11 protein-coding genes are annotated in these 17,205 nt (G+C 71.9%); 3 read left to right on the forward strand and 8 right to left on the reverse strand.

Annotated features, from left to right (window positions below):
• Positions 1-129: 129 nt before the first annotated feature.
• From ACGFSC_RS14190 to ACGFSC_RS14225, 8 genes are all read right to left on the reverse strand, one after another.
• A complete protein-coding gene (locus ACGFSC_RS14190; RefSeq protein WP_359896690.1) occupies positions 130-1,542 on the reverse strand; it encodes a DJ-1/PfpI family protein in 1,413 nt (470 codons plus the stop codon).
• A 174-nt stretch (positions 1,543-1,716) separates the two neighbouring features.
• Positions 1,717-2,697: a DJ-1/PfpI family protein gene (locus ACGFSC_RS14195; protein WP_359896692.1), complete on the reverse strand. Its 981-nt coding sequence runs from the start codon at positions 2,695-2,697 to the stop codon at positions 1,717-1,719.
• 403 nt (positions 2,698-3,100) lie between these two features.
• Positions 3,101-3,850: a type I-E CRISPR-associated protein Cas6/Cse3/CasE gene (locus tag ACGFSC_RS14200; protein ID WP_359896693.1), complete on the reverse strand. Its 750-nt coding sequence runs from the start codon at positions 3,848-3,850 to the stop codon at positions 3,101-3,103.
• Positions 3,847-4,773, reverse strand: a complete 927-nt coding sequence (gene cas5e, locus ACGFSC_RS14205; RefSeq protein ID WP_359896695.1) for a type I-E CRISPR-associated protein Cas5/CasD — start codon at positions 4,771-4,773, stop codon at positions 3,847-3,849. The genes ACGFSC_RS14200 and cas5e overlap by 4 nt, the downstream gene beginning before the upstream one ends.
• The gene (locus tag ACGFSC_RS14210; protein ID WP_359896697.1) at positions 4,770-6,116 is read right to left on the reverse strand and encodes a type I-E CRISPR-associated protein Cas7/Cse4/CasC; all 1,347 of its coding nucleotides are present in this window, start codon (positions 6,114-6,116) and stop codon (positions 4,770-4,772) included. Before ACGFSC_RS14210 ends, cas5e begins: the two co-directional genes overlap by 4 nt.
• 86 nt (positions 6,117-6,202) lie before the next feature.
• Positions 6,203-6,769, reverse strand: coding sequence for a type I-E CRISPR-associated protein Cse2/CasB (gene casB, locus ACGFSC_RS14215; RefSeq protein ID WP_359896699.1), 567 nt, complete (start codon positions 6,767-6,769; stop codon positions 6,203-6,205).
• The gene (locus ACGFSC_RS14220) at positions 6,762-8,381 is read right to left on the reverse strand and encodes a type I-E CRISPR-associated protein Cse1/CasA (protein WP_359896701.1); all 1,620 of its coding nucleotides are present in this window, start codon (positions 8,379-8,381) and stop codon (positions 6,762-6,764) included. Before ACGFSC_RS14220 ends, casB begins: the two co-directional genes overlap by 8 nt.
• Positions 8,382-8,614: 233 nt before the next feature.
• Entirely contained in the window at positions 8,615-8,803 is a 189-nt protein-coding gene (locus ACGFSC_RS14225; RefSeq protein ID WP_359896702.1) for a hypothetical protein, read from the reverse strand.
• A gap of 186 nt (positions 8,804-8,989) precedes the next feature.
• On the opposite strand from ACGFSC_RS14225, the gene ACGFSC_RS14230 reads away from it, so the two are divergent.
• The 3 genes from ACGFSC_RS14230 (at position 8,990) to ACGFSC_RS14240 (ending at position 17,167) form a co-directional block, all read left to right on the forward strand.
• Complete coding sequence (locus ACGFSC_RS14230; protein WP_359896704.1) at positions 8,990-12,754, forward strand: hypothetical protein; 3,765 nt, start codon at positions 8,990-8,992, stop codon at positions 12,752-12,754.
• 275 nt (positions 12,755-13,029) lie between these two features.
• A complete protein-coding gene (locus ACGFSC_RS14235) occupies positions 13,030-14,544 on the forward strand; it encodes a hypothetical protein (protein ID WP_359896706.1) in 1,515 nt (504 codons plus the stop codon).
• Positions 14,537-17,167 (forward strand): hypothetical protein, encoded by a 2,631-nt coding sequence (locus ACGFSC_RS14240; protein ID WP_359896707.1) that lies wholly within the window; start codon positions 14,537-14,539, stop codon positions 17,165-17,167. The genes ACGFSC_RS14235 and ACGFSC_RS14240 overlap by 8 nt, the downstream gene beginning before the upstream one ends.
• The last annotated feature ends 38 nt before the right edge of the window (positions 17,168-17,205 follow it).

The raw sequence follows: 17,205 nt of genomic DNA on the forward strand, positions 1-17,205 counted from the left end.
TCACGGGCGGGCCCCGGACGCCCACCAACCCCGGAACCGCCCGGCGGAGTGCGCCTCCCGACGAGAACCGGAACCACGCCCCTTTCCCGCAGCACCGCTGCGCGCCAGCGTGCTCACGGCGTCCGGGGACTACACCGCCGGACGCCGTGGGAGGCGTCGCCGTCGCATCGCCCGGCGTGTCGCCGTCGGTGCTAGCCCCACTCCCACGCTCAGGACGACCGTCGCCGCGGCCAGCAGGGTGGACCGCCAGGGCCAGGGCGCGCCCGTCAGTTCCAGATGGGCCGAGGGGTACTCGGAGAACTTCGCGGTGGCCAGCGCCGTACGGCGGTCGCTGTGCTCGGCGAGGTCCCGCAGGACGGGATCGAAGCCGAACTCCCCGGACCGCCTTCCCCCGCCGGGCAGTTCGGCGGTGAGCCCGTTGCGGCGGGCCCAGCCGCTCAGCACGGTGCCGAGGCCGGAGGCGTCCCTGACGCCGGGCACCACGAAGCGGTCCGCGCCGTGGGCGTCCCCCGTCGCCGGCCGGGTGACGAGGACCAGACCGTGGCGGGTGGTGACGGTTTCGCCGGCGCCGATCACTACCGTCCGGGTGGCGAAGGAGACTCCGCCGTACCCTTCGACGGCCGCGGCCGCGTCGATCTCCTCGACCCCGTCGACCAGGCCGATGGCCGTGGTGGGTCGCAGCCACGGGAACGCGGCGTTGAGGGCGTACGGCAGGTCGCCGAGGGTGAGGTGGTTGGCCGGTATCGCGGTCGGTCCGTCCGGAGTCCAGCCGGGGTAGGACAGCCCGGTGCCGATACGGGTCGCTTCCGTCTCGCCGGCCAGCTCCTCGACCACCCGCAGGGCGCCCACGGTGCCGGAGGTGACGCCCGCGGTGGTGGTCACCCGCCCGTCCTCGACGTAGCGCTGCCCGCGCTTCCAGTCGACCTTCGGATAACTGCGTTCCAGGGAGCCGATGTTGGACCAGAACGACGTGGCGTCGCGGCCGTCGAGCAGGCCGGAGGCGGCCAGCAGCTCGGAGCCCGCGCACACCCCGAGGATCCGGGCGCCCTTGCGGTGGCGTTCGACGATCCACCGGCGCAGGCCCTCCTCGCCCGCGCCGGTGGGGTCGGTCACCGCGGGCACGACCACCACGTCGGGTTCCGGCAGGGTGCCGTCCGCCACCTCGGCCAGCGTGTGGTCGGGCAGCAAATGGGCGCCGCCGGACAGCGGGCTGACACGGCGTTCGGCGGCCACCGTGTAGACGAACATCTCCCGCGACTCGGCGAACACCTGGTAGGGCGCGAGCACGTCGGTGGCCACCGAGCCCGCGTTGCCGACCGCGACCGCCACCGTGATCCGGCCGGGTGGCACCGGCCGGGCGGCCGGCCACGCCCTGGCACCGGATCCGCGGGGGGCGGCGGCGAAGCTGTCGGCCATCGACGCGCTCACCCCCGCGAAGGCGATCCCCGCGAAGGACGCCGCAGACAGCGCCGTGGCCAGCAGTACCCAGCCGATACGGCGCAGGGCCCGGTGCCCCTTGCGCGCCTCGGAACCAGAACCCACCTCGGAACTCACTTCGGACAACACATACCTCGACAATCCGGGCACCGATCGGCAGCGTGGTGCCGCCGGCCCTCGTGGAAACGACTTCATGGAAACGGGGAAACCCGTGGAAACGCGAAAGCGGAAGAGGCCGGGGGAGGGAGGGCGACGGCCCTCACGCAGGGGCCGGGTCCGTCAGGCGGTCGGCCGCAGCGGTGCGCGCAGCCGCGAGGGAGGGGCTCCGAAGGCGTCGGCGACCACCCGGCGCAGCTGCCGCGCGTCGCGGAAGCCGCAGCGGGCCGCGACCGCCTCCACCGTCAGATCGGTACCGGACAGCAGGGAGCGGGCCCGCTCCAGCCGCAGTTGCCGCTGGTAGGCGAACGGGGTGATGCCGGTGACCGCGGTGAAGGCCCGCGTCAGACCGCGCGGGGACAGCCCGGCGAGGCCGGCGAGTTCCCGCAGGGTGAAGGCGGCGTCCAGGTGCTGGGCCAGGTGGTCCTGCACCCGGTGCACCGCGGGCTGGACGTGGTCGCGGTGCAGCAGGAACGGACTGATCTGCGTCGCGTCCCCGTCCCGCCGCAGGTACAGCACCAGTTCGCGGGCGACCCGCGCGGCCAGTTCCGGGCCGCGGTCCCGCTCGACCAGGGACAGCGCGAGGTCGATCCCCGACGAGATCCCCGCACTGGTGCTGATCCGCCCGTCGTGCACGTAGAGCGCGGCCTCGCGGACCCGGGCCCGCGGGTACCGCTCGCGCATCGCCGAGGTGAGCGACCAGTGGGTCGTGCACGCCCTGCCGTCCAGCAGTCCCGCTTCCCCCAGGACGGCGGCACCGCTGCACACCGACGCCACCCGGGCACCCGCGTCGTGGGCCTCGCGGACCCAGCGCACCACGGCGGGCTCGACCAGCCGGTCGGATCCGGTCAACCGGGGCCCCGGTACGAGCACCAGATCGCCGGCCGTCGGCCGGGTCGTCGGCAGCGGTGCCAGACCGGCCAGCCGCAGGCCCTGGGCGGACCGCAGACCGTCTGCCTCGCCGACGTACTCCAGCCGGTAGCCGCCGCCGAAATGCGCCGCGGCGTCGAACACCTGCACAGGACCACCGAGGTCCAGCAGGTTCACCTCGGGCAGCACCAGGACCAGGACTCGCCCGGTGCACCCGTTCGTCTCGTCGCTCACCCCGCCACGGTAGGCCGGCCCGGGTCGCCCGCACGAGGTCTCCCGGGGGCTGGTATCGGACGGATTCGGCACTCGGAGGCACCGGCGCGACCCCAGATGCGGTTGCAGTATTAACTGATCGTTTCAGAATGCTGTCCTGCGGAGATGCTGGCGGCCCATGGAACAATCCCCTCAGCCACGATCTCAGGGGGTGACGCGATTCCATCGCTTGAGCGGCTCGCAGATGTCCTGGGCCTGGTCCGTTCGCGCTCGACGATCCGGATGCTCTCGAGCCCATGGTGAGCAGCGTCGACCTCAGTTGGCCATATGGAGATCGGCCGGTCGCCCCTCGGATCGACCGGCCGTCATGACAACTGGTTGCTCCGGCGCCGGGTCCGACCGGACGGTGAGCACCACCAGGCAGTCATCGGACCAGGATCAGGCCGCAGCTGTAGGCGCGGGCATGGCCGAAGCCGTGGGTGAGGGCGGCCGTGAGTGCTTGTGGGTCCGTGACGGTCAGGGTGCCGCGGATCTCGGCCCGGCTGATGAGCAGGCCCCGGTGGGGGCCGTGGCTGGAGACCTTCGGCAGGATGCGGAGGGCGAGTCGTTCTATGTCCGAGTCGACGCCGAGCCGGACGACGCCGTCCGGGGCCACCGCGGGTTCGCCGGCCGGCTGGAGGCGGCGGGCGAACCAGGCCTTCACGTGTTCCGGGCGGGTGTGCGGCACTCGCACGCCCCTTCCACTGCCGCGTCCGGGTGCGGGAGACCCGGACGGCCGGCTGCTGACCGGGTTGACGACCGTGCGGAAGTCGAGCCGCTCCCCGGTGCGGAAGGTTCGGTCCACCACCAGGCTGTGCGGCGGTTCGACCAGCGCCGCCCGGGGCAGGCCGCTCCAGTCTCCGGGGACGGCGGACTGGACGACCAGGGAGAGTCGGGCGGTGCTCAGGTCGACGGTCCAGCTGGAGAGCACCTTCATCTGGGCGCGGGCGTCCCGGCTTCCGTCGTCGACCCAGCCGCGGAATCCGCTCATGACGATCCGGTGCATGTCCTGGGCGTCGATCAGCGACTTGGCGGTGAAGGGGTGCCTGGCGTCCAGGGTGATCAGGGTGTGCGTGGCGACGAATCTGGCTGCCGCGCTGGCGGGGACGGGCTCGGTGGTGCGGGGGGTGTTCACGGGATGATGTCCCATTCGGTGGCGTGCGGGGCGATGGTGATGCGGTGCCGGGACTCCCAGCGCTGCCGGTGGACGGGGCCGCTCGCCAGGAACCGTTCGGGCTGGTCGCGGACCGGCCCGACGCCCGGCAGCGGGTGCGGGCTCTCGATCCAGGCCCACCGGGTCCGGGCGGCGTTCGGCGGGTCTTGCCCGTCGTCGGCTGCCGGGAGCAACGCCCGGGTTTCGAAGACCTCCGAGAGGGTGCCCGGGGCGAGGCCGACGAAGAGGTCGCCCGAGGGTGGGCAGGATTTGCGGCCCAGCCAGAGCAGGTGCTTCGGGTGCTCCAGTGCGTGGGCGATGCGTTCGAGCAGTGCCCGGTCGGAGTGCTGGAGGCCGACGAGGAAGGCCGCGTCGGACAGGTACCAACGCTCGGTGATCATGGCGTGGCGGCTCACGTCACCTGCGACCAGCGCCCCGGATCCGGGGTCCGCCGCGATCCGCTTCGGCGCGCCGTACCAGGATGCCAGCGCGTGGCTGCCGAAGGATGCGGTCGTACCCTCCCTCTGCTCCCCGAGCACCTCGACGGCCGCGGCCCGGCGGTGGTCGGTCACGAGGTCGCGGGGGCGGACGGGATACTTTCCGCCCCCGACGGTGTGGTAGTCCCGCATGGGCGTTCCGGGGCGGTCGGCGCGGACGCCGAAGAGTACGGACGCGAGTTCGTCGAGCGGATCCTCCCGGTCGAGGCCGAGGGCTGCCGCACAGAGGCCGATGACTCCGGACTTGGTGGGCCGGGTGTGGGTGTCGCGCTGTGCGAACCGGCCTTTGATGCCCCAGGACTGCAGCGGCCCGGCCAACCTGATGAGCAGAACGTGCTGCGGTGCATCAGTGGTCGTGGTGGAACCGGTCGTCACGGTGGGAGCGGTCGTCGCAGGGGCGTCGGTCACGGCGTGAGGTCCTGGATGGAGTCCACGACATCCACGGCCCCGGCGAGGTCGACCGTCTCCAGGAGGTCCTCGATCTCCGGGGCGTAGGTGAGGACGCGCGCGGACCGCAGGTCGTCGCGGCGCTTGCTGACGAAGAGGTGGTGCCGCATCAGACGGCGGACGGCCGCCTGGCCGGCCGGGCCCTCGCCGCCGCTGCTCTCGGGGTTCTCGTCCACCGGGTTCTGGAAGGCGGCGGCGTAGTTGTACGGGCGCTCGCCCTCGAAGGCGAGCACGAGTGCCGGCAGCGAGCCGGTGGAGGCGGTGGAGTTCTTCTTCGCCTCCGGGACGGCCTCGACGAAGGCGTTGACGAATTCCGCCTCGGCGGCGGTCGCCGCTTCCTCTGCCTCCTCCGCGTCCATTCCGGCCTGCCGGAGGTTGGCGCGGAGCTGTCGGCGGTCCAGGACGGCGTGCCGGTAGAAGGTCCCGGAGATCAGCGACTGGTAACCGGTCATGCCCGCGCCCGCGTCGTCCGCCGTGTCGAGGAAGCTGAGGGCGTTGCGCTTGCGGTCGAGCTTCGCGTCGTCGGCCGCCGCGTAGAAGTCCTCGATCTGCTCCGCGGCGTGCACGGTGAAGGCATGGCTGGTCTGCACCGCCCCGTCGACGTTGGGCGAGTCGGCGATTTCGGCGAGGAAGCGCCCGTAGAGGGCGATGTCCACGGCGTCACGGGGCGCGATGGCGAGCAGGACGGCGTTGCGCGTGCTCTTGGGGAGCGGGGGGAGGCTCGTGCTGCCGGACTCCGTGGCTGCCTGCGCGTCGTCGTTCTCCTGCTCCTCGCCGTTCTTCGCCGCTCCGCGGCGGGGTTTCTTCGCGGTCTTCTGCTGGCCGGCGAGGTAGCTGTCGCGCCACGGCCGGAGCTCGTCGGCGCTCTCGGCGATGTGCCGGGCGATCCTGGTGCCCGCGTCGGCGGGCGCGAAGATCAGCACCTTGGTCAGGTTGGCCACCGTCTTCTTGGCCGGGTCGCCGAACTTCAGGCCGCTCGCCTCGATCACGGCGCGGGCCGTGATCAGGGCCTCCTCCTTCTCCCAGCCGTGCTCGGAGGACAGTTCGGCCGCCGTGAGCAGTGCCCACTCCCTTGTCCGGGTGCCCATGCTCCGGCCCTTGAGGGCGCCGATGCCGGCGTTGGCGCGGTTGCGGGCGTAGACCCGCTCCGCGCGCCGCCGGGCCTGGCTGGTGATCATGTGCCGTTCGAACCCGCCGTACACGAGGGACTTGGGCTGACCGTTCTCGTCCCTGACCGGGAGGACGGCGACGAGCGTCTCCAGGAGGTGGAGCGAGAGGAACGGGCTTTGGGAGTCTGCGGTCACGCGGTCGTGTCCTTATGGTCGGTCGGGATCGTGTACGTGTCGTGCTCGGCCTACTGGTTCTGCCGGTTCTGCCGGTCCTGCCGGGTCTACCAGCTCTGCCGCGTGCCGTCGGCCGTCCGGCCCCGGTGGACCGGAGCGTGGAAGTCGACCGACCACCGGTAGGCGATGCGCGCCTGGCGGTCGTTCCAGAGGATCAGGTCATCGGTGAGCTGCGTCCAGGACGGTGGGAGCTGGTCGCAGGACCGCAGCCGGACGATCGTGTGCTGCAGGTGCCGCCACGGCACCCTCCGGCTGACGACCACCCGGTCCACGAGCCGCTGCGCGCCCGGGTCGCCCGGTCCCCGCCCCACGCTGTCACCGATGCGCGCCGCCGCCGCACCGAGACTTCCGTAGCCGTAGGCGGGCGTCGAACGGCCCTGGTGGTAGAGCGCGAAGAGGAAGGCCATCCGCTCGAACAGGTCGCGGTGGTTCTCACCGCCGTACCAGCCGGCCCGGATGTGCGCGTTCGTCCGGCCCCTGGCACGGCGCAGGTTGGCCAGAGTGCCGTACTCGCGGTTGCGCACCAGGGTGGTGAGCCAGGCCACCAGTGCGGTGCTGTCGTGCGGGAAAGCGTCCTCGACGGGGTACCCGTCTCGGGGACTGTCCTCAGTCATGGGCGGTCTCCCCCCGGAGTTCGGCCGGGGCCTTCGTCGGATGGCTGATGTCGTCCTCGAAACGCTTCAGGGCGGCGGCCCTGGCCTGGAAGCCCCGCTCGTTGGGCGGGAGGGTGTCGAGGCGGTAGACGAGGTGGGTGCGGGCCACGTCGGTGAGGGTCCGCGTGTACTCCAGGAGCAGGGCCGCGACCGGGTCTCCCGGGTTGTCGTACCCCTCGTCGATCACTGCCTCCAGCAGCTGATCGAAGGGCTTGGCAGCCTCGGGCCAGAACATCCACCGCGCGTCGAACCGGGACATGTGCCGGGCTTCGTCGGCCGGCCGCGCTGCCGAGTGGACCTTCTCCGAGGCGAGGATCGCCGCCCGTTTGAGACTCCACGCCAGGTACTCGGCGATGCGTGAGCCCCGCCGGGACGCGCGGTAGAGCTGCGCCTCCATCGCCGGGGCGTAGGGGAAGTAGCCGTCCGTCCAGGAGACCGGCAGCGTCTTGTTGGAGACGAGGCCGACAGCCCACAGGTGGTAGGGCGCGCCCTGGGAGTCCCGCTTGCGCGGCAGCGAGCGCAGTCGTGCGTACAGGCCGGGCTGCGCGTCCTTCACCGCGCTGTACAGGGCGTGTGCTTCCTGCCAGAGGGCACGCGTGGGCGACGGCCACAGGGGCTTGAGCTCTCCCCCGCTGGTCCGGCTGAACACGGCGTCCTGCATGTGCTTTCCCGGTTCGAGTTCGAGGACCTCGCCGGCTCCGATCAGCACGCGGTCGACGACGATCCCACCGTCCGCATCGCGCTTCGGTCGCAGCAGGACGGAGCGGCCGAGGGCGCTGTGCAGGTCGGCGGGGCTCTCCGGCACTCGGGGGCGGGCCCGCACGGCGAAGTTCCGGCGGTTGACGGAACCACTGGTCCAGGAGGTGTTGAGCCGGCCCGGTTCTCCTTCTGGCGGATAGAGGTTGAGCCGCAGGGTCTCGCCGAACGTACGGCCGAGGGGGACGACCCGGATCCGTCCCTGCAACCGCCCGGTGGACAAGTTGGTGACGGTAGGCCCGAGGATCCGGCCGGTGATCCTCGCCCTGCCGTACGTGCCGTACACGTGCTGGGCGAGCATGGCCCGGAACGCGTCCGCTGCCGGCAGCGGCTCGCCGTCCTCGAGGTGGTGGTGGTCGAAGAACTGGTTGTAGTCACCGGCCCGCTCGATGACCAACTGTGCTGTCCCCGTGCCGCTCTCTTCGAAGGAGGAGGCCAGAAGGGAGTTCTGACCGAGAGGCGTATCGGGGTGGAACAGGTCCCAGTGCTGGTCCGGCTCAGCAACCAGCCACTCGGCCGCGGAGCGGAGGCTGCGTTCGTCACGGATCCACTCCCGCCACTCCTCGGGCGTGTTCGGACACGCACCGGAAGCGAAGCAGATGGCCATGACGAACTCGATGACAGCAACAGTCTCGCCTGGCGTCGGACAGTCGATCGTCGTCAAATAATCTGCTCGATCGAGGAGTTCACACAAGGAGAGCGCAACCCTGGCACCTTCGGGCGTCACGGAGGGAATGCACGGCTCTCGCCGCGGATCCCAGCTGAGGCACTGCTCGACCGGGGCCGAAGGGTGCGTTGGCGGCAAGTCTCTGCCCATCACTTCATATGATCGCCGTTTTCTGGCAAGGGAGTTGTCACTCCCTTGCAGAGCCCGACGCTAACACCCGGGATCGGATCGTGTGGCTCGATCGACCGGATTGCCCCGCCATCCCGGTCCGGGACGACGGGGCACCGGACAGCCCCCACAGATGCAGAGGAAATGGCACTCGGCACCGCGCCGGGCGCGCGCAGTGGGCAGCGGGCGCCCCTCCGCGCGCTCCGGGCGCCCGCTCACCTGGTCTGGCGGCGCCTGGCGAGAATGACCAGAGTGGACCGGGCATCACGGCGGCGGTCCGGGGTCCGGGCCAGGACCGAGGCGAGGGCCACGATCGCGAGGACGACCCCGTACAGCAGGCCGGCTGCGGCGGCCAGCACGGCGGCCGCGGTTGCGTCCTGGGTCAGCATGGAAAGCACGCTCATGGGGAGATCCTTCTGTCGGGGGCCGTCTGTGGCCCGCGGTCGATGGGCCGAGCTTCTGACGGCGTGCCGGTGCGCCTCCACGTCCGGACGGGGTTTCCGCTGGTCAGGGGCCCTTTATTCACCAGCGCGGGAGCAGAAATGGTCAGTAGTACGGCGCCCGGGGCGGCACGTAGGCGCCTCGGTGCGATGCTGCAGGAGTTGATCGAGACCCGCGGCATCAGTAGGCGGGCCGCCGCGCAACTCGTCCCGGACGGCGCGTTGCAGGAGTCGGTCCTCCGACGCTGGTGCCGCGGTGAGGCCGCTCCTCACGCGACAGACTTGTTCTGGAGCCTGATCGAGCACCTGCAGGACCGTCCCGGCCCGCACCTCCAGCCGCGCGACGAGTGGGAAGCGGCTCTCCGTGCTGCCCAAGGGGAGACTGCCAGGGGCCGGCACGAGTGGAGAGCCGACTCGGAGAAGCGCGGCAGGAAGCGCGAGCGCGCCGCTATGGACGCCTTCGTCCGCGATCGGAGTCCGCAGGCGGCCTCGTATCTGTGGTGGCACGCGCAGCTTCCCGTGGGAAAGACAGCGCTGCTCGCCGACTACGCGAGGCAGCCGCCGAAGGATGTCGACCTCCTGATCTGCGTCCTGTCCGAGGAGCACGGGAGGAACACCCGTACCGGATTCCTCGCCGCCCTGCGCCGACAGCTCCAGGTGCCCGCGCCCCGGAGGAAACAGTCCGACGAGGCGGAGTTCACGCGCCTGCTCACCAAGGCCGCGAGTCATAGTCGAAAGCAGAAGCGGCAGCTCCTCCTTGTGGTCGACGGCTTGGACGAAGACCGCGCCTGGCCTACGGCTGGGGCAACTGGTGGAACCGGGGTGTCGAGCATCGCCGCACTTCTCCCGGCCATTCCCCCTGCGAACGTCCGTGTCATCGTTTCCAGTCGGCGGAGCTGGCCGCTGCCCGCCGACGTCCCCGAAGGGCATCCGCTGCGCTGGCGCGAGTGCCTTCGCCCGCTCACCGCCGGCGACTGGTCGGAGGATGTCGAGCAGGCAGGCTTCGCGGACCTGGAGCGGCTGCGTACAACCGACCTGGGCCGGGCCGTCACCGACCTGCTCGCCATCACGGACGACGGGAGCGGCTTGCGCGCGGCCGACCTTGCGGAGCTGACCGGGGCCTCCGTCGAGGACGTGACCGGCCTGCTGCACAGCAGGGAGCAGCGCTGCATCGTCTCGAACGAGGAATCGGCCGGGGCCCACCTGCTGAGCCACCCCGACATGCCGCACGCCATCCGGCGGGAGTGGGACCAGGCCACCGTAGAGCGCTGCACTCGTCGGCTGCACGCGTGGGCGGAGCGCTGGCGTGAGGCCGGCTGGCCCGAGGGCTCTCCGACGTATCTGCTGACCGAGTATCCGCAGATTCTGGACACGGTCGGTGAGCGCGGACGGTTCCTGCTCGACCCGCTGCGATTGCTGCGGGTGGAGGACGCGCTGGGCCCTCAGGTCATGCTCGACCAACTACGTCGTCTCAAATCCGAGCTCGAGGCGGTCGAGGTATCGGACCCTGAACAGCAGGGGGCCGGGACCGCCGTCCGGCTGGCCGCGGCGCTGGACCTCGTGCAGCGCCGGGTCGGACCGGTCCCGCCTCGGGCTCCGGTGCTCCTCGTACGGTTGGGGGACGTCGCCCGCGCCTGCAGTGTGGCCCGCTCGGAGCCGGAACTCGTGGTGCGGGCCGCCCGGCTGGCCGAAGTCGCCGTCGAAGCGGCACGCGCCTGGCACCCCGATGCCACGGCGATCGCGCGAGAGGCAGCCGACTGCATGGTCCGGGCGGGCCGGTTCACTCCGCGGGCCGGTGGCTTCTTCGAGGACGCCTGTGCGGAAGTGGCCGAGGCAGCGCGCGCGTTGGACACGATCGGCAGGAGGGATGAGGCAAAGACGCTGTTCCGAGCCGTGGTGCTCAGCGACGCGGCCGACATGGACGCGCTCGCCGACGGATCGGTCCTCCTCTCCGCAGGCGGCTGCGAACGCTTCGTGGAAGCCCTGGAAGAGCACGCGGAGGAGCTGAGCGAGGCCAACCCTCGGGCCCAGGCCATGGCTGTGGACATCTGGGCGACCATCGCCCGCGCCTCCAGCTCACGCAACGTCGCGAACCTGAACCGCATCGAAGAGCTCTGTGAGGCCATCGACCTGTCCGACGGGCTGATCGTGGTGGACGTTCTCGCAATCGCGGCCCAGGCCTTGGCGACCATGGGCCGCCGGTCGAAGGCCTGGGACGTGCTCAAGACCGCGCGGGACCGACTGCACACTGCCCTGGTCAGGCTGGACTCTCCAGCCGAGCGGGCCCACCGGGGACGCGAGTTCTCCGGCACGATGGACCGTATGGTCCGCGCCGAGACCGCGGCCGGCACCGGCCTCACACCTCACCTGGACGCCAAGCTGCTGGTGACCGCCCTTGGCCAGGGGGTTCGCACCGGCGTTCTAGGCGACGACCAACTGGAGCGGGCGGAGGCCTTTCTCTCAACAGTCGACGAACAGGTGGCAGCAGAGCACGCCGCCCACCTCGCGGCGAAGAAGGAGGAACGACGGGTCCACCGGGCGAAGGTGGAAGCGAGCGCGAAGGCTTTGAAGGATGAGCGGGAGACCAAGCGGAACCTCGCGCAGACTCCCCCGACCCGAAGTGCACGGCCTCGTGCCCAAGCGAACGAAGAACCCCCGCCGTCCACCCTCCCGGGCCGAAACCCGGCGCTCGGGAACCACGAACCCCTCATCGGTCCGGTCACCCGGCTCCAGTACGCGGAACAGCTGGTGCACGACGGCAACGTCGAGCTCGGGCGCGAGCAGGTGGAGGCCGCTGTCCGCTCCTCGCTCCCCGACACTCCGATCGTTCTGAGCGCCCGCTCGACCGAGGAATTGGTCCGGGCGCTCGGTACGGCCGGTGAGTTCGGACAGGCCGAACAGCTGATCAGCTTCTCGACGGAGCCGGGCGACCGCGCTCGTCATCTTGCCGCGCTGTCCATGGGATGCTCTCTCGGCGGTCGCTCGACCGAGGCGGTTGCGTACGCCCACGAGGCCGCCCGGCTGACCCCTCGCACTCCGCACTTCGCCGTTCGAGGAGTCGTCGCACAGGCCCTGGCCCATGCAGGGGACGCGGAAGCGGCACTGTTGGTGGCCCGGATGGAGGAGTCGGCGGACGCCAAGGCTTCCTCTTCGGTGCGGGGCAGGCGGGCTCGACGCGCGCTGGTTCTCGTCGCCGTCGGCGTGGCACGGCACGATCCGGAACGGGCCGCTGAACTGATCGGGCCAGCGATCCAGCTGGTACGACGGCGCATCGGCGCCGGCCGCCCGGTCGGCCAACTTCCGGCGCTGGCAGAACTGCTGCTCGCAGTCCCCGATCCGACGCGACCGGATCCGGAGCTCAGCGAAGCGATCCGGCTCGCCTCGAAGTTCGTGAACGGGCCTCGACAGACCTGGGACCGGGAGGAGACGGTGCTCCTGGCCCTGCTGCGGCGACTCGACTATGCACCCGCACCGGGACGCGCCGCAGGTGAACTGGACGAATGGCTGCGCTCCCTACGCCCCGAACGGGCTCCCCACGCCGAACTCGCCCTGCTCAGCGCCCTGGACGGCGGTGCCGCCGATGCCCTGCGCATCGCGAATGCAGCACCGACACCGACGGCGCGTGCCGTTGCGCTGGCTGCTGCCGCCCACGTCCTGGCCGAGGCGCCCGCAGTCCTGCCCGTCGAGGAGCCCCGGGACGGCACTGCTCAGCTCTGCCTCACGCTCGCTCACGCTGGGGGAGGCCGTCACGGCCGCACGGACACAGACAGGGCGGCAGCCCAGGGCCTTCTCCAGGAGCTGCTCGCCGACGGCTGTTGGACCCAGGCGATCCCGTTGCTGCCGCGGCTGGTTCCCGAGTCTCTGCGCCCCCTGAGCGAACTCGTCGCCGCACAAATCAGCAGCCGAAGCATCTGACGAAGGAAGTCACCCCGCGCCGTCGGCGCTGGGCCATCGCTCGCTGCAACGGTGCTTGTCGCGAGAAGCCGTCATGAGCAGGCTGGCCGTGAAGAGTGCGATCATCGCGGGATTCCGGCCCTTGGCCGCTGTGGCAAGGGCGAAGGCCAGGGCGCAGGCCACATCAGTTGGGAAGTGGAGCACAGTCCTCCGGCCCGGCCGTTAACCGTCGGACAGCCCGGACATAGGATCACACAGCAACACGCGGCGAAGGTTGCCGTGTCAGGGAGGTGGCGGTGCAGGAGCAGGCGTATCGGGTCGGCGCGGCCTGGTCGGTGAGCGGGTTGCGGCTCATCGACGGGAAGTACCCCCTGGCGGTGGAGCGGTACGTGCTGCGGCAAGTCGCCCGCCTGGTTCCCGGGGTGACCACGGTGACCCCGCACGCCCGCTACTACGCGCTGCACGCCCTCGTCGCCACCGAGGCCGAGGAACGAGCGCTGGGCAACACCGAAACGCAGGAGCTGCTGCGCCGCTGCGAGGTGGTGCTCGCCGCCGCCTCCCACCTTCACGGGGAGGACCACGGCCTGTACGGCCTCCCGCAGGCTCATGGCGAGGGCCGGCTGCGTGGGCTCTTCACCGCCTCGGCGGTGGAGTTCGCGGCGGCCGTCCGACCCGCCGAAGGCGGCTACACCCGCAGCAAATGGGGCTTCCTGCCGCCGTACCAGACCTCCGAGCGTGAACTCGGCATCCTGACGGCCGTCCGTGGCTCCGCGGGCCGCCCCGCGCCCGGGCCGCGGCTGGACCGCAGCCCCGTCCGGGAAGGCCTCGAACCGGTGCTGGATCTGGCCCGGGGAGAGGAGCTGCGGATGGCCGACGTCGAGCCCTACGTGGAGCAGCTCTGTGTCTGCCGGGGCGGCGCGCAGCCGGACGGGCGGTGGCTGGCGGAGCTGCTGTGCCGGGCGCCCGAGGACGGCTCGGACGAGGTCGCCTCCCGGCGGCGGGAGACCGTCCGGCTGCTCACGCGGGTCCTGGACGGTCACCCGTCGGCGCGTCCAGTGGAGGAGGCAGTGGGTGAGTTCCTGGCCCTCGATCCCCGGATGAGCGAGGGCGGCGAGCTGGCCGGGTACGTCTGCGCGGCCGACTGGCGCGGGCTGGCGCTGCGGAACTACTCGGTGACGGCCTGGCGCAGGCTCTGGTCCTGGCTGGTCGGGCAGGCCGCGGAGGGCGTCCACCAGGCGGAGTGGGCCGACCGGTTCGCGCGGGCCATGCCGCCGGGCACGGTCGGCGAGTTCTGGGATGCGCTGCCGACCCCGGGAATCGGTGCCACACCGAACTCCGGCACCGCCCGCTTCGGCTCCACCGGGAGCGAGATCCGGCCGGAGGAGGAGTTCGCGGTGCTTGCCCAGGGTGCGCGCTGGGCCGAGGAGCTCACCGGGGACACCGCCCGGGCGTACAATGGACCGCCGAACGAGCACGGCCAGGAGCTCCACCCGCGCTGGTTCGCCGCCTACCTGACGGACCGCCGCAGCCTCCCGCTCGCCGAGTGCGCCCGCGAACTCGCCGTCATCCTGCTGCGCCGCTCCGCCCGGGTCGCGCTGGCCAAGTCCCGGCCCGCGCCCGACGGGCGGCTCAGGCTGCCCACCAAGCTCCAGCAGCGCGACTCCTTCCTCTTCACCCGGGGCCCCGAGGGGACTTCACGGGTGATCCTGCGCCTCAACCGCCTGGCCTACGTGCTGGCCGGCTGCGGCGTTCTGACCGTCGACGCGAAGAGCTGGCGCGTCACCGAGCTCGGGCGGGAACTCTGTGCCTGACGACACGTCCACCGCCGACACGTCCATCGCCTCGCCGCTGGAGCTCATACACGAGGAGGAGGACCATCGCGACTGCCAGGCGAGTGAGCTGCTGCTGCTCAGCTACACCGTCGACCTGCAGCTGCTGGAGAAGTTCGCGCTCGGCCCGGCCAGGGCCGCCGGGGCCCGCGTGACGGTCCTCGGGGACGCCGACCACCTGGTGCTCGACCCGCGCTCGGCGCGCCTGCCCGGCCGCGACTACCTCGCCGGGCCCGCAGCCGCCCCGGCCGCCTTCCACCCGAAGCTCTTCGTCGTGGCCGGGCCCGAGCGGGCCACCGTCGCGATCGGCTCGGGCAACACGACTGTGGCGGGCTGGTGCACCAACCACGAGCTGTGGACGGTGCTGCGCTCGACCGCCCAGGGCACCCCCGCGCTCTTCTCAGACCTGGCCGCCTGGCTGCGCGAACTCCCGTGCAGCCGGGTCGCGATGATGCCGCCCCTCGCCACCGCTCTGAACCGCACGGCCGACCTGCTGGACCAGCGCGTCGCGGCCGCCCCGGTGGTCGAGCAGGAGGCCCGGTTCGTCTCCTCGCTGCACCGGCCGATCATCGAGCAGCTGCCGGAGGGGCCGGTGGCGGAACTGACCGTCTCGGCTCCGTTCCACGACCCCGGGGCCACCGCACTGGCTCGGCTCGTCGCTCGCCTGAAGCCGCGCCGGCTGACGGTCTGCTACCAGGAACACGGCACCGAGCTGGACGGACCGGCGGTGAGCGCGCTCCTGCGGCAGCACGGAGGCGAGCTGCGGCGCGAGGCCCGCAAGAGCCCGTTCGACGGCCGGTACCGGCACGGGAAGCTGATCGAGTGGGCCGTCGACGGGCAGCGCTGGGCGCTCACGGGCAGCCCGAACCTCTCCGCCGCCGCCCTGCTGCGCGCGGTGCCGGACGGAGGCAACTGCGAGATCGGCGTGATCGCACCGGCCGACCGATCGCTCGCACCCCCGGGAGAGCCGGTCGCCCCGGACGCCGTCGTGCACCTCGCCCCGCCGCGGCGGGCAGCCGACGACGCACCGCCCGCCCGCCTGCCCAGGCTCCTGGGCGCAGTCCGCGACCAGGGCGGCCTGCGCGTCTGGCTGGCCCGGCCCGCCGAGCGGGGTGTCGAGCTGCGGCTCTCCCACTACAGCCGGCCACCCGAGGAATGGACAGCCCTTGGCACTGTGCCGGCCGGAGCCACGGAGCACCGCTTCCCGGTGGACGCCGAGCCGGGCAGCCGGGTGGGCATCCTCGGCAGCCCGGACCGCGTCCCCGTGACGGACGTCGCGCAGACCGTCCAACGGCCGGCGGCCGAGAAGCGCGAACCCGCGCCGCCCCAGCCCGGGAACCTCTTCCGTCACCACGCGCTGCTGGAAGAACTTCTCGACAGTCTGCTCGACGCCCGGTCCGAACCCTCCACCGGCGGCGGCTCCCCGACCCGCTCGGGGGCACCGGTCTCCGCCGGCCCGGGTTCGGGCGAACCGGAGCTCGGACTCCCGCTGACCCTCTTCGCCCTCGGACGGCAGGCCGCCGACGGGCCCCTGGACGCGTCGCCCGAGCCGGACGCGCCGGAGGCCGACCCGGGCGGGCGCTCCTGGTTCGAGGTGTTCACCCCGGAGGAGGAAGCCGGCCTGGAGAGCGACGACGTCGAGACCGAGGAGCAGCCCCCAGCGGACGAATCGATCGAGGACGCCGAGGAAGCCCTCCGGGCCAGCCGACGGAAGATGGCCGCACGGCTCCGGCGGGCGCGGGCGGATCTGCCGCTCGTTCCGAGGCTGCTGCTGGTCCGAGTACTGCTCGACCTCCTGGCCAAGGACGCGTGGCCGGCCAACGACCGGTCCTGGTACAGCACACTGGCCGACGTGACCACCCCGCTGGACCGGCTCGACCCGTACCGGCTCCTGCCGGAGGAGGCCGAATCGGCGGCGTCGCTGGCGGCGCTGGTGCTGGCCGTACTGGAGTACCAGGCCGTCGGCGAGGCCGAGACCGGCCAGTACAAGCGGCTGGCCTCGGCGCTGGCCGAACTGCTCCTGGCCGCGACGGAGGAGCGGATCGCGGGATACGTCACACCGGAACTGGCAGGGCGGTTCGGCGTCATGGTGGAGCCGGACCACGTCCTGGAACTCGCCAACCAACTCCTCCAGGACCCGGTGGCCAAGGCCGTCCGGGAACTCAGCGACGACCGGACAGGTGTCGTCGCGCAGCAGCACGCCACCAACCTGCTGTCCGTCCGGGGCAATTGGTCCAGCCCCACCAGGGCCGCCCTGGACGCCCTCGGCCGCACCGGCCTGGCAGGCCCGGTCGGTGCCTGGGCTTGCCACGACGATGGCCACTGGTCCTTCGTGGCCTGGCACAAGCCGGACCTGCTCGAGGTCACGTACCGCGGGCAGCTCGTCCGCTGGCGGCACTACCGGCTCTCCCCAGCCACCTCACCCGCCGCACTGGCCCGCAATCCGGCCGATCGCCGACCCTTCGACCGCGGCAACCTACCCCAGCTCAACGAGACCGGAAAGAGCCTCCTCCACTCACTCGATCTCCTTGACCCTTCTCCGCTCCCGAACGCCTGGGCCCCGAAGGCCCGGTCGAGTGGTTCCGAAGTCGGTCAGTGGTCGTAGGCGCTCAGCGGCCGGGCGACGGCCTGGCCGTGACGCGG

The sequence above is a fragment of the Kitasatospora sp. NPDC048715 genome, from assembly GCF_043198905.1.
GTDB classification, from domain to species: domain Bacteria; phylum Actinomycetota; class Actinomycetes; order Streptomycetales; family Streptomycetaceae; genus Kitasatospora; species Kitasatospora lactacystinica.